Genomic DNA, 13417 nt, shown 5'->3' on the forward strand with positions numbered 1-13417 from the left:
GTCGTACCCGGCCGGTTGCACCTGGGCCGGTCACCCCCGGCCGGCCGGGACCGGGCCCGTGGCCTCCTCGCCGATCACGAGGGGGACTCCGCCGTCGGGCGCGGGCTCCAGCAAGCCGCGCACCAGCCGCGCCGCCACCGGTTCCACCGGCCCGGCCGTCTCCCGGGCGCTGGGCGAGTTGGTCTGCTCGGTCCACAGCATCCCCGGCCGCGCGAGGAGGAACGCCACGCCGGGACGGTGCCGGGCGGCCCAGTGGACCAGGCCCTCGACGGCGGACTTGGCCGCGACGTAGTGCGGCCAGTCGCGGGGCGGTTCGCGCAGGGCCGCCGACGAGATCACCAGGCACCTGCCCCGCCCCGGTTCGAGGAGCGGGAGCAGCCCGGCCATCGGCGCGCTGACCAGCCGCAGCGAGCCGGTCAGGAACGCGTCCATCCGCTCCAGGTCGGTGGCGGCCAGGCCCAGTGTGCGCAGGGGCGGGGCCGCGCTGCACACCAGGAAGTCGAGCCGCCCGTGTTCGCGCTCGACACGGGACCGGAGCTCGCCGCTCCAGCGCGGGTCCGCGGCATCGCCCGGCACGGAGTGCAGCCGCCCCGGCAGCCGGTCGCCGTCGTCCAGCAGGGTCCGCGGCAGTGTGCCCCGATGCCCCACGTACACCTCGCATCCCTGCGACGCCAGGCCCAGGGCCAGGGCCGCACCGAGTCCGCGGCTGCCGCCGACGACGACGGCCGTGGTGCCCCGCAGCCGGGTGGACGGGCTCAGATGCTCGCCCAGCGTGGCCGATGTGGCCAGCGGAGCGGGCGTGCGGACCATCGCCTCGATCTCGGCCTCGGCGACGACCGCGCCGTCCGCCGTGATCTCCCCGACGATCGACACCAGCCCGAAGCGGTGGTCGGTGTGGACCACGCGCGCGGTGTACGACAGCCGCGCGGGGCCGCTCGCGGCGACCGGGAGGAACCGTAGCGCCACCCGGCCGAGCAGGCAGTTCTCTCCCGGCAGGCACATTCCGGCCAGATAGCTCGCCCACAGCAGGCAGGCCAGCGGCGTCCGCCCGAGCAGCCGGGAGGCGGCCGGGAACCGCTCGCGCAGCGCGTCGATCCCCTCCGGGCCGTACGCGCCGGACACCGCGGTGCCCGGTGGCAGGTCCGCGATCGTGTGCCGGGGCGCCGACCGCGTCGGCGGTGCGGGCAGCGGCTCCACCTCCGGCGGGGAGCCGGGGCTCACCCGCACGGTCAGGCAGGTGCGGTCCCCGTCGAGCAGCCGGTGGCCGGCGCCGCCCCGGGCCCCGTCCAGTGCCTCGGAGCGGTAGAGCACCCCGGGGAACACGGGGTTGCCGAAGTCGACCTCGACGGCCGTCGCGCCCGCCCCGTCCGGCGCCTGTTCGTCCAGCGTCGCCAGGGCCGCGAGGACGCCGTGTGCGACGGTCCGGCCGAAAGGCGTACGGCGGGCGTGGCCCGGCGAGCAGTGCAGCGCGTTCCGGTCGCCGCTGACCCGCGCGAACAGCGCCACGTCGTCTTCCGAGAGCAGCACGTGTGAACCTCCGATGGGCACTCAGGCGGAATTTCCTCAAGGCCGAACGCTTGAATTTCGCTCAATTCGCGGGTGTTCAATTGCGGTTCGTCGGCAGTTGAACACGCGAGAGCGCGCCGGACCTGTGCATGCTGGTGACACGCGATTTCCGCACGGCATTATGTGCGCGGTGCGGCGTTGCCCCGCAAGATCCACCAGGAATCTACCGGCATTCGAGTGCGGGTGATCCGGGGCGGTGTACAAATTACTCGGTGGCCTGGGCGGTTGAAAGGTCTGAATTGGCATGACGGAGCGTCAGGCAAGCGCCTACGAGCGCTTTCAGTGGAATCGGTACCAGCAGAATCCCGATGACCCGGGACTCACCGTCAGCTATGTGTACGCGCTGACCGGAGACGTCGACACCGACCGTCTCGACGACGCACTGCGGGACGTGGTCTCCACCGCGTTCCCGCGGCTTCTCAGCTATTTCACCGAAGTCGGCGGGGAGCTGGTGGCGAAGAGCCGTCCGGTGCCCCGGCGGGTGCTGCGGCGCTGCGAGCGCCGGGGCGACCTCCTCGACTCCGGCGGTATCGACCCCACCGGCCAGGAGCTCTTCCGCTTCCGGTGCTGGCGGGAGTCCGGACAAAAGCTGTTGCTCCGCCTGGATTTCAGCCACGTGGTGTTCGACGGCGGGTGCTACGCGCCGTTCCTCGCCGCCCTCAGCGCCTGCTGGCGGGGCGAGGCCCCGGTCCTTGAACGGTCGTTCGGCGCGGTGGTGTCCGACGCCGCCGCGGACGCGTCCTACTGGCGGTCGACGCTGGCGGGCCGCCGGCTGCACCAGCCGCTGCCCTTCTCCTCCGCGGCGCCCCACCAGGGCGGCCGCCGCATCGCCGTCAAGGAGACGATCACCGGCGAACAGGCCGAGGACATCCACCGGTTCCTGCGCCACAACGAGCTGAGCCTGCTCCAGTTCGTCGTCGGCGTCACCGGTGCCCTCGTGCATGCCTGCGGCGACGGCGACGACCGGAGCGTCGTGGTCGCGCACACCGTGGACACGCGGGCCTACGGAGCCCCCTACGGCTGTCACACCAATCTGCTGCCGCTGTGGCTGGACGCCCCGGCGGAGCGGTCCGCGCTGTCGGTGCTGGAGCAGGTGCGCACGCAGCGGGAGGAACTGCGGGACCACCAGGGCTTCCCGACGTCCGACCTGCTCGCCCTGGCCGCGACCGGGCACGGTCCCGCGGTGGACCAGGGCGGCAGCGCGCTCAATCTCGTGGTGAACTCCTCCTCCGCGATGCTGCCGACCGCGGCGTTGGAGCTGACGGGGGTGGACGTCTCCTGGGTCCGCAAGCCCGACACCGGCAGTTCGAGCGACCTGAGCGTCAACTTCAGCTCCGACGAACAGGGCATCCACCTCTCCTTCGACTCCTCCACGCGCGTGCTGTCGCCCGAGGCCCTGTCGGCGCTGGCGACCAACTTCCTGCGCATGGCCCGGTTCGTGACCGCCGAGCCGCACCGGCCGCCGTCGCAGTGCGACCTGTCGCGCCCGCTGGAACCGGTGGCCGAGGGAGCCGTCCCGACCGTCCCGGCCCACGCGGGCCTGGGCGCGGCCCTGGTCGAGGCCGCGGGAGCGGCCCCGGACCGGGTGGCCGTCGTGGACGACCACCGGTCGCTCACCTACGGCGAACTGCTCGGCGCCGCGCACCGGCTCGGCCGCACCCTGGCCCCCGACGGTGCCCCGGCTCCTGACGGCGCCCGGACGCAGGAGCGGCCGGTCGGCGTGTTCCTGGAGCGGTCGGCCGCGATCCCCGTCGCCTACCTGACCGCGCTGGCGCTGCGCCGCACGTTCGTACCGCTGGACCCGCGGCTGCCGGACAGCAGGCTCGCGTACATGGCCGAGACCGCGGAACTCGGCGTCATCCTGGTGGACGCGGCGACCCGGGGCCGGGCGGCACGGCTGTTCCCCCACATACCCAGGCGGGAGGTGGACGGCGCGCCGCCGGCCGCGTCCCCCGCCCCGCAGCCGAGGGACGCCTGGCCGGCGACCGAGGCCCCCGGCCCGCAGCGGAGCGACGCCTGGCCGGCGACCGAGGCCGACGCCGGCCGCACCGCCTACGTGATGTTCACCTCGGGATCGACCGGCACCCCCAAGGGCGTGGCGGTCAGCGAGGGCAACCTCGTCAACTTCCTGCACTCCGTGCGCCAGGACCCCGGGATGCGCCCGGACGACCGCATCGTGGCCCTGACCCCGATCGGCTTCGACATCTCGCTCCTGGAGATCCTCCTGCCGCTGCTGTGCGGCGCGAGCGTCCAGGTGCTGTCCGACGAGGCCAGGACCAGCGGGACCGCGCTGGCCGAGCGTATCGACAGCAGCGGTGCCACCGTCGTCCAGGCCACGCCGTCCACCTGGCGCATCCTGAAGGCCGTCGGCTGGCGGGCGCGTCGGCCCATGACCCTGCTGTGCGGCGGGGAGGCCCTGGACCGCGACCTCGCGCAGTACCTGCTGGACCAGAGCGCCGCCGTCTACAACATGTACGGCCCGACCGAGGCGACCATCTGGGCGAGCTGGCAGCGCGTGACCGACGCCGGGCGCATCCATCTGGGCGAGCCCGCGCTCGGCACCCGGTACTACGTGGTGGACGCCGACGGGCGGTCCGTCGCCCCGGGCATGCGGGGCGAACTGATGATCGCCGGCGACTCCGTGGCGCAGGGCTATCTGAACGCCCCGGCGGCGGCCTTCGGCACGCTGCCCGACGGCACGCCCTCCTACCGGACCGGCGACCTGGTCCGCCACGAAGGACCGTCGCACCTCACCTACGTCTCCCGCAAGGACGGCCAGCGCAAGGTCAACGGCCACCGGATCGAACTCGACGAGGTGGCCGCCGCGGTGGCGGCCCAGGCCCCGTCCGCGACCGTCGTCGCCGTCGTACGGCCACAGCCCGAGCCGCACCTGCGCTGCTTCGTGTGGCTGCCCGCCTCCGAGCACTTCGACGCCGCGGCGGTGCGGGAGCGCTGCCGGGACACCCTGCCGTACTACATGGTGCCGCAGGCCGTGCACCGGCTCGGCGCGATCCCGCTGACGGCCAACGGCAAGACCGACGTCAAGAAGCTGAGCGAGGCCCCCCTCGCCTCGCTGGACCTGTACCCGACGGACGAGGCGCCCCCGCCGGCGGCCGGCGAGGAGCGGGCCGGGGCGGACACCGGCGAGGCGGGCGGGCAGGACCTCCTCGCCGAGCTGCGCCGGCTCGTCGCCGCTGAACTGGGCCTGCCGCAGCCGGACGCCGACCGGCCCCTCGGGTATCAGGGCGTCACCTCGCTCGGCTACAACGTCCTCGCCGCGCGGATCAGCGAACGGTACGGGGTCGTCGTCCACGCGCACGACTTCTACCGGATGAACACCCTGCGCAACGTCGCCGAGACCGTCGCGCGGCTGTCCGGCGGCCGGGCCGGCCGGGCGGACGCCCAACCGGCCGCCGCGCCGCGCCCCGCGGCGGCGCCGGACCGGACCGGCGCCGACGGCCGCCTGGCCATCGTCGGCCTCTCCGCGGTCCTGCCCGGCGGGCCGGACCCCGAGGCGTTCTGGCAGACCCTGCTCGACGGACGGGACTGCGTCGGACCGGCCGCCTCCGAGCGCGAACTGCCCGGCGAGAGCGCCGGATTCCTCCCCGGGATCAAGGGGTTCGACGCCAGGTTCTTCTCCATCTCGCCACGGGAGGCGAGCTGGATGGACCCGCGGCAGCGGCTGCTGCTGCAGTCCGTCTGGCACACGCTGGAGGACGCCGGGTACGCCGCCTCCGAGCTGAGCGGCTCGCGTACCGGCTGCTACATGGCGGCCACCGGCAACGACTACGCGCTGCTCCAGGCCAGGGCGGACGCGCGGCAGATCCCGTACTCGCTGGTGGGGCACTCCATGAGCCTCATCGCGAACAGGATCTCCTCCTGGTTCGACTGGCACGGACCCTCCACGGTCCTCGACACCGCCTGCTCCGGATCCCTGGTGGCGCTGGTCAAGGCCTGCCGCGATCTGCGTGCCGGGGTCTGCGACGCGGCCGTGGTCGGCGGCGTGAACCTCATCCTCGACTCCCAGATCAACGAGGGGCTCCACTCGGCGCGATTCCTCTCCCCCGACCACCGGTGCGCGGCCTTCGACGCCTCGGCCAACGGCTACGTGCGCGGTGAGGGCTACGGAAGCTTCCTGGTCAAGCGCCTGGAGGACGCCCTCGCCGACGGCGACGACATCCGCGCGGTGATCGAGAGCGTGGCGGAGAACCACGGAGGCCGCGCCAACTCGCTCACCGCACCGAACCCCAATGCCCAGTACAGCCTGCTCCTGGACGCCTACACCCCCGAACTCGCCGCCCGCACCGGTTACATCGAGACCCACGGAACGGGAACGGTGCTCGGTGACGCGATCGAGATCGACGCGCTGAAGCGGGCCTGGGAGCACCTGGTGCCGCGGCCCGCGGGGCGCCGCGTCCGGCTCGGCGCGGTCAAGTCCCACATCGGGCACCTGGAGCCCGCCGCGGGAGTCGCTTCCGTCATCAAGGTCATCAAGGCCTTCGAGCACCGGACCCTGCCGGCCAACCTGCACTTCCAGGAGCTCAATCCCGGCATCGACCTGGAGGGCACCCCTTTCGAGGTGGTGCACAAGACGGTCTCCTGGGACGGCGACGGCGACGGCGACGGGGACGGCGACGGGGACGGCAGCGACGGCGACCGCGATGGCGGCGACCGCGTGGCCGGGATCAGCTCCTTCGGCTTCGGCGGCACCAACGCGCACGTCGTGCTCTCCGCGCCGCCGAGCCCTCCCGCCCGGCGCGAAGCCCCCGCCGAGCCCCGCCTCGTCCCGCTGTCGGCGCGCACCCCGCGGGCGCTGCGCAGGCTGACGGCCGCACTGCTCGACCACATCGAGCGGACCGGGCCGCTGTCGGACGAGGACCTGCTCGACCTCTCGTACACCCTGTGCCGCAGGGAGCACCTGGCGTACCGCCTGGCATGGTGCCCGTCCTCCGGCGACGAGCTGGTGCACGCACTGCGCACGGCGGGCGAACCGGTCCACGCGCCGCCAGGGGAGCGGGAACGGGACGCGCGGCGGCCGGCCGCCGGGACGACCCCCGGGACGACTCCCGGGACGGCCCGCGAGCGGTACCTGGCCGGCGGACAGCCCGACTGGCGGGCGCTGTTCGCGCCGCACACGCCGCGCCGACTGCGGCTGCCCGCCTATCCGTTCGAAGAAACGGATCTCTGGTTCACGGATGAGGGACGAACGGCATGACGACAGAAGCCCACGAGGCGACCGGCCACGGCGCACGCTCCGCCGCCGTGGAGCCGATCCGGCTGACCGCCACCGGTGAGCCGGGCACCTTCCGGGCGCGGATCGACCCCGATCACACCTACCTGAGCGAGCACCTGGTGGGCGGCCGGCGCGTGCTGCCCGGTGTCGCCTGCCTGGAGATGGCGCTGCGCGGGGCCGCCCTGCTCCACCCCGACGCGCGGACCTTCGCCGTCAGGGACGCCGCCTGGCTGCGGCCGATCGCCGGTGACGAGCCGTTGGACGAGCTCTTCGTGGCCTTCCGCTCCGAACCCGGCGCGACGGCGGTGGACTACACCGTCACCCACCGCGGCGCGCTCTGCGGCATGGGCACGCTGCTGTTCGAGAGGCAGGACCGCGCCCCGGCCGTGGGCCTGGAGGTCCGCGACGAGATCTGCGCGAACACCCGGTCCCATCTCACCCGCCGGGAAATCTACGAAGAGTTCTCGAAAATGGGCATCGACTACGGCCCGTACTTCCGCCGCAATACCTATGTGCAGCGGTACGGACAGCGGTCGTTGGCCTGGATGTCGCACAACGACGGCACGCCGATGGGGCTGGTGAACCTCCTCGACTGTTCCTTCCAGTCGGGCATGGCCATTTCCATCGGAGAGCACCGTGACAGCTTGATGCCTTTCTCCATGGGATATATGATCTTTCACGCTCCGGCGCGATTTCCCGCCGCCTCTGCTTTCGTCCTGACGGAAAAGCTCTCGCCCTTCAGGACCAGCTTCACGGTATTCGACGAGGATTACGGACCACTTCTCTCCGTATACGACCTCGGTGTGAAGCCCGCTCTCTGAACTCGGCGTCCGGCCGGCTGCGTGCGGCCGTATGACGGCGCACTTCCCGCAGTGAATCCTAGACATAGGGGATTTTGTTGAGTCGCAACGAATGGCGAAGCGAAAACGCCGCGTCCGGTACAGCGCGCCCCGATGTCTCGCTGGTCCGTCGTGCCGCCGTGGACCCGATCGTGTTCGCCCCGCGGTGGACGCGGGGCGAACTGGACCCGCCCGGGGCCGCCGAGGACGGCCCGCGGACCTTCCTGGTGCCGCCCGGACAGCACCGGCTGTACCAGGAACTGCGGGAAATGACGGAACGGTGCGGGACCGGCAGGGTGCTGCGGCTCGACAGCGCGGTGGTGACCGGACTCGCCCTCGCCCCGGCCGCCGACGAGCACCTGGTGTTCGTCAGCCGCACCTCGTGGGCCGACGGGATCCACGACGCGGACCTCACAACCTTCCTCGAACTCGTCCACGCCCTCGACCGGTGGCCACGGGTCCGCCTCGACGTGTTCACCGACAAGGCGGTGCACAGCCCGCTGTTCCCCGCCGCCACCCATCCCGCGGACGGCGTGTACGTCGGCCTGGCCCAGGCCCTCGCCAAGGAGCGGCCCGACTGGGCGGTGCGCGTCTTCTGCCTCGCGGACCTCACCGCGTCGTCGCTGGCGGAAGCCCTGGACCGGCCCCTGCCGACCGTGCCGGGCCGGCCCGTGTGCCTGCGCGGCGACGAGTACGCCGTCGCGTCGATGGAGCCCGCGTCCCTCGGCGGCCCGCCGGCCCGCCCGGCCTTCAGGAGCGGGGGCACCTACGTCATCCTGGGCGGCACCGGCGGACTCGGCGGCCTGCTCGCCGAGCACCTGGCCGCCGTCTACCGGGCCGAGGTGGTCGTGATCGGCCGCCGCCCGGCCGAGCACTTCACCCAGGCCGAAGAGCACCTGCGGGAGCTCGGCGCCCGTGCGGTCCACTACCACCAGGCCGACCTGACCGACGGCCCGGCACTCAAGCGCGCGCTCGACGCCCATGAGGTCATCCACGGCGTCGTGCACTCCGCGCTCGTACTCCAGGACGCCACCCTCGCCACCATGAGCGAGCAGGTGCTGCTCGACGTACTGCGCCCGAAGCTGCACGGCACCCACCACCTGGTGGACGCCCTGCGCGGCAGGGACCTCGACTTCTGCCTCTTCTTCTCCTCCGTCCAGGCCCATATCGCCAGTGCCGGCCAGGGCAATTACGCCGCCGCGTGCGTGGCCAAGGACGCCTACGCGGACCTCCTCCACCAGGCCCTGCTGATCGACGCCAAGGTCATCAACTGGGGCTACTGGGGCGAGATCGGGGTCGTCGCGAAGCCGGAATACCGGGAGCGGATGCAAGGGCTCGGGATCGGCTCGATCGACCCGGCCGAGGGACTGGCGGTCATCGAGCGGTTCCTCGCGAGCGATCACCGACGGATCACGTGTGTGAAAGGAACGGAAGAGGCGTTGGAGCGCATGGGAATCACGCCGCACAAGCCCGCCGCCGCGGAATCCCCCGCCGCCGCGGAATCGCCCATCACCTGGGAATCGCCCGCCGCCGAGGCATCGCCCGCCGGCTCCCCGGGAGTTCTCGACGACGTGGTGCCGGCCTTCAGGGGCGACGACACGGACGTCGCCCGCAACCGGGACCTCTCCGAGCGGCTGGAGGCGTACACCCGCTGGCGGCTGCGGCAGGTGCCGCTGCCGCCGACGACGATCGCCAAGTACGCGAAGCTGAGGGACGCCATCGGCGCGATGCCCTCGGCGCGGTCCCTGCCCCGGAACGCCCTGCTGCGCGACTACCCGGAGCTGGAGGGCCACCTCACGCTTCTCGACCGCTGCCTCGACCAGCTGCCCGACGTGCTGAGCGGCGCCACCGACGCGGTGGAGGTGCTCTTCCCCGACGGCTCCTTCGACCTCGTCGCGCCCGTGTACCAGAGCAACCCCATCGCCGACTACTTCAACCGGATCTGCGCGCAGGTCGTCGCCAATTTCCAGCGCCGCTCGGCGGGGCGGCCGCTGCGCATCCTGGAGATCGGGGCGGGCACCGGCAGCACCACCAAGTTCGTGCTGCCGAAGCTGGATCCGCGCCAGGTGAGCTACCACTTCACCGACCTGTCGTACGCGTTCCTGCACAAGGCCCGCGACGCCTTCGGCGGCGACTATCCGTTCCTCTCCTACGAGATCTGCGACATCGAGAACCCGCCGGAGGAGTACGCCGGGTCCTTCGACATCGTCGTGGCCACCAACGTCCTGCACGCGACGTCGAACGTCCCCGGCACGCTCCGGAACGTGCGCACGGCGCTGCGGGAGGGCGGAATCCTCGTACTCAACGAGATCACGACACGGCAGGACTACGCCACGCTCACCTTCGGTCTCACCGACGGCTGGTGGCTCAGCAACGACCCGTACCGCATCGAGCACAGCCCCCTGCTCGGCAGCGACCAGTGGCGCTCGCTCATGCACGAGGCCGGCTTCGTCGCCGTACGGCCCCACGGCGGCGACGGACAGCAGGTCCTGGTCGCGCTGGCCGGCGCGGCGGACGAGCCGCGCGCCGAGACCGCCGCCGCCCCGGCCACCGAAGCCACCGAGGCCGACCGGGCCCCCGAGGCCGCCGAGCCCCGGCCGGTGGTGGGCGATGCGGGTGAGGTGCGCGACGAGGTGGAGCGTTTCGTCCGTGGGGTGATCGCGGAGACGATGCGTTTCGAGGTGGCGGAGGTCGAGCGTGATCGTCCGTTCCGGGACATGGGGATCGATTCGCTGATCTCGATGGAGTTGTTGAAGCCGTTGCGTGAGCGGGTGGGGTATGTGCCCGCGACGGTGTGGTTCGAGTACCCGACGGTGGGGCGGCTGGTGGAGTACCTGGTCACCGAGTACGCCGAGAAGGTCGCTGAGGCGTTCCCCGTCGCCGCCGCCGAGCAGCCGCCTTCCCCGTCCGCGGCGGCCACCGGTGACGTGCGGGAGGAGGTGGAGCGGTTCGTCCGTGGGGTGATCGCGGAGACGATGCGTTTCGAGGTGGCGGAGGTCGAGCGGGATCGTCCGTTCCGGGACATGGGGATCGATTCGCTGATCTCGATGGAGTTGTTGAAGCCGTTGCGTGAGCGGGTGGGGTATGTGCCCGCGACGGTGTGGTTCGAGTACCCGACGGTGGGGCGGCTGGTGGAGTACCTGGTCACCGAGTACGCCGAGAAGGTCGCCGAGGCGTTCCCCGTCGCCGCCGCCGAGGCCCCGGAGGCCGTCGAGCCCCTTCGGCCGGTGGCGACCGACGGCACATCGCGGCACGGCCGGCGGAGCGCCCCGCCCACCGCCGACTTCGTACCGCGGCCCGGCGACATCGCCATCGTCGGCATCGCCGCACGGCTGCCCAAGGCGTCGAACGCCAAGGAGTTCTGGGACAACCTGTCCGAGGGCCTGGACTGCACGTCCACCGTGCCCCCGGAGCGCTTCGGCGCGCGCCTGGCGGACGGCCCTGAGCCCGTCTCGTACACCGAACGCGGCGCCTTCGTCGACGACATCGACGCGTTCGACCACACGTTCTTCAGCATCACGCCCCACGACGCGGCGCGCATGGACCCCCAGGAACGGCTCGTCCTGGAACAGACCTACCTGGCGGTCCTGGACGCCGGGTACACCCGCGCCCGGCTCGCCGGCAGCGACACGGGAGTGTTCGTCGGGGTCATGAACGGCGGATACGCCTGGCACACGCCCACCGCCCCCGGTGCGCAGCCGCCCACCTCGACGTTCTGGTCGATGGCCAACCGCGCCTCGTACCACTTCGACTGGCACGGGCCCAGCATGGCCGTCGACACCGCCTGCTCGGCGTCCCTGACCGCGCTGCACCTCGCCTGCCAGTCCCTGCGCACGGGGGAGTGCGACCGCGCTGTCGTCAGCGGCGTCAACCTCATCACGCACCCCCGCCAGTACCAGCTCCTGTGCGGCCTGGAGATGCTGTCGCGCACCGGGGAGTGCCGGCCCTTCGGCGCCGGGGCCGACGGTTTCGTGGACGGCGAGGGCGTCATCAGCCTGGTGCTCAGGCCGGCCGAGGACGCCCTGCGCGACGGGGACCGCGTCCACGCCGTCATCAGCGGCTCCGCGGTCAACGCCGGCGGCCGGGCGAACGGCTACACCGCGCCGAACCCCGAGGCCCAGTACGCCGTGGTCACCAAGGCGCTCGCGGCGGCGGGCACCTCCCCCGAGGAGGTGGGCTACGTCGAGGCCCACGGCACCGGCACCGCGCTGGGTGACCCCATCGAACTGCGGGCCCTCACCAAGGCCTACGCCGGGGCCGGGATCCAGCGGATCCGGCTGGGCTCGGTGAAGTCCAACGTCGGCCACCTCGAGTCGGCGGCCGGCCTGAGCGGAGTGCTCAAGGCGGTGCTCCAGATGCGCCACGGATCCCTGGTGCCCTCGCTGCACGCGGAACGCACCAACCCGCACCTGGACTTCGCGGCCACGCCCTTCACGCTCGTCACGCGGCGCGAGAGCTGGCCCGCGGACCTTCCCCTGGTGTCCGCCGTGAGCTCCTTCGGCGCCGGCGGGGCCAACGCCCATGTGGTGCTGCGCGGGGTGCCCGAGCAGACCGCGGTCGAGGCGGCCGCCACCGGCGCGCGACGGGACTGCTACGTCATCCCGCTCTCGCACCACAGCGCCGCCGGACTGCAGCTGGCCATGGACGAGCTGCGCGAGTGGCTGCGCGGGCGCCAGGTGGACATGGACGCCCTGGCCCACACGCTCGCGTGCCGCCGCGACAGCTTCGCGCACCGCGTGGCGATCGTCTGCCGTGACCAGGACGAGCTCGTCCGCGGCCTCGGACAGGACCTGCAGCGCCGCCCCGGGCCCCGGGCCACGACGGCCACGACGGCAGGGACGGCGCGGGAGCTGAACGCCCGCACGGCCGAGGACATCGCGGCCCTGTACGAGTCGGGCGGCTCCCCGGACTGGGACAGCTACTACACCGAGGCCGCCCCCGTCGAGCTGCCCCCGTACCCGTTCCTGCGCCACCGCCACTGGGTCGACTCCGTGGAGTCCGGCTTCGGCTCCCTGTCCTCGCTGGTGTCCGCCCACCGGATCGACGGCGTGACCATGGCGCCGGCGGCCTGGACCCTCGCGGCCCTCGCCGAGCGGGCGGAGGGCCGCGCCCTCGGGAACGTGCTCTGGCAGAAGAGGATCACCGACCCCGGGGCCGTCGAGGTCCGGGAGCGCGGCGGCGAGCTGTCGCTCGTCGACCGTGCCACGGGCGACGTGCACTGCACGGCCGAGGTGTGGGCGCCCGCCGCGGTCGCCGGCCCGCCCGGCCCGCCCGCCGCCGACCGCAGGCTGCACGGGCGGGAGATCTACGACGCCTTCCGACGGCTCGGCTACGACTACGGCGAACCGCTGCGCGGCGTGCGCTGGGCCGAGGTCGGAGCGGACGCGGTACGGGCCTTCATCCACGTGGACCGCGACTGGGGGTACGGCGTGTCGCCCGCGCTCCTCGACTGCGGAATGCAGCTGTCCATTCTGCTGGCGGCCGGACAGGAGGCGGGCGGGCCCGTGTTCGTCCCCTACCACCTGGGACGGCTGACGGTGCTCCGGGCCCCACGGGACGAGGCGGTGTACTGCCACTGCGTGGCCCGGCCCGGCGGCACCTCCCGGCGGACCCGCACGTACGACTTCTTCTTCACCGACGAGCACGGCGACGTCCTCCTGGCCCTGGAGGAAGTGGTGTCCGTGGCGATCGACGGCAGCGTCCCGGAGGCCGGGCGGCCGGCCCCGGCGCCCGGGGCCGCCTCCGCGCCCTTCACCGTCGTCGAGCTGAACTGACGGGG

General features: G+C 72.8%; 4 protein-coding genes. 3 read left to right on the plus strand and 1 reads right to left on the minus strand.

Annotated elements, in window-relative coordinates; genetic code table 11:
* Positions 1-30 precede the first annotated feature (30 nt).
* Complete coding sequence (locus ABT342_RS23955; protein ID WP_351577418.1) at positions 31-1527, minus strand: SDR family NAD(P)-dependent oxidoreductase; 1497 nt, start codon at positions 1525-1527, stop codon at positions 31-33.
* A gap of 283 nt (positions 1528-1810) precedes the next feature.
* Between ABT342_RS23955 and ABT342_RS23960 the strand changes: the two genes are divergently transcribed.
* From ABT342_RS23960 to ABT342_RS23970, 3 genes are all read left to right on the plus strand, one after another.
* On the plus strand, positions 1811-6781 hold the full coding sequence (locus ABT342_RS23960; RefSeq protein WP_351577421.1) for a beta-ketoacyl synthase N-terminal-like domain-containing protein: 4971 nt from the start codon (positions 1811-1813) through the stop codon (positions 6779-6781).
* On the plus strand, positions 6778-7620 hold the full coding sequence (locus ABT342_RS23965) for a polyketide synthase dehydratase domain-containing protein (protein ID WP_351577424.1): 843 nt from the start codon (positions 6778-6780) through the stop codon (positions 7618-7620). The genes ABT342_RS23960 and ABT342_RS23965 overlap by 4 nt, the downstream gene beginning before the upstream one ends.
* A gap of 158 nt (positions 7621-7778) precedes the next feature.
* Entirely contained in the window at positions 7779-13412 is a 5634-nt protein-coding gene (locus ABT342_RS23970; RefSeq protein WP_351577427.1) for a beta-ketoacyl synthase N-terminal-like domain-containing protein, read from the plus strand.
* Positions 13413-13417 lie beyond the last annotated feature (5 nt).

It is taken from the genome of Streptomyces sp. NPDC000410, assembly GCF_040300305.1.
Lineage (GTDB): Bacteria > Actinomycetota > Actinomycetes > Streptomycetales > Streptomycetaceae > Streptomyces.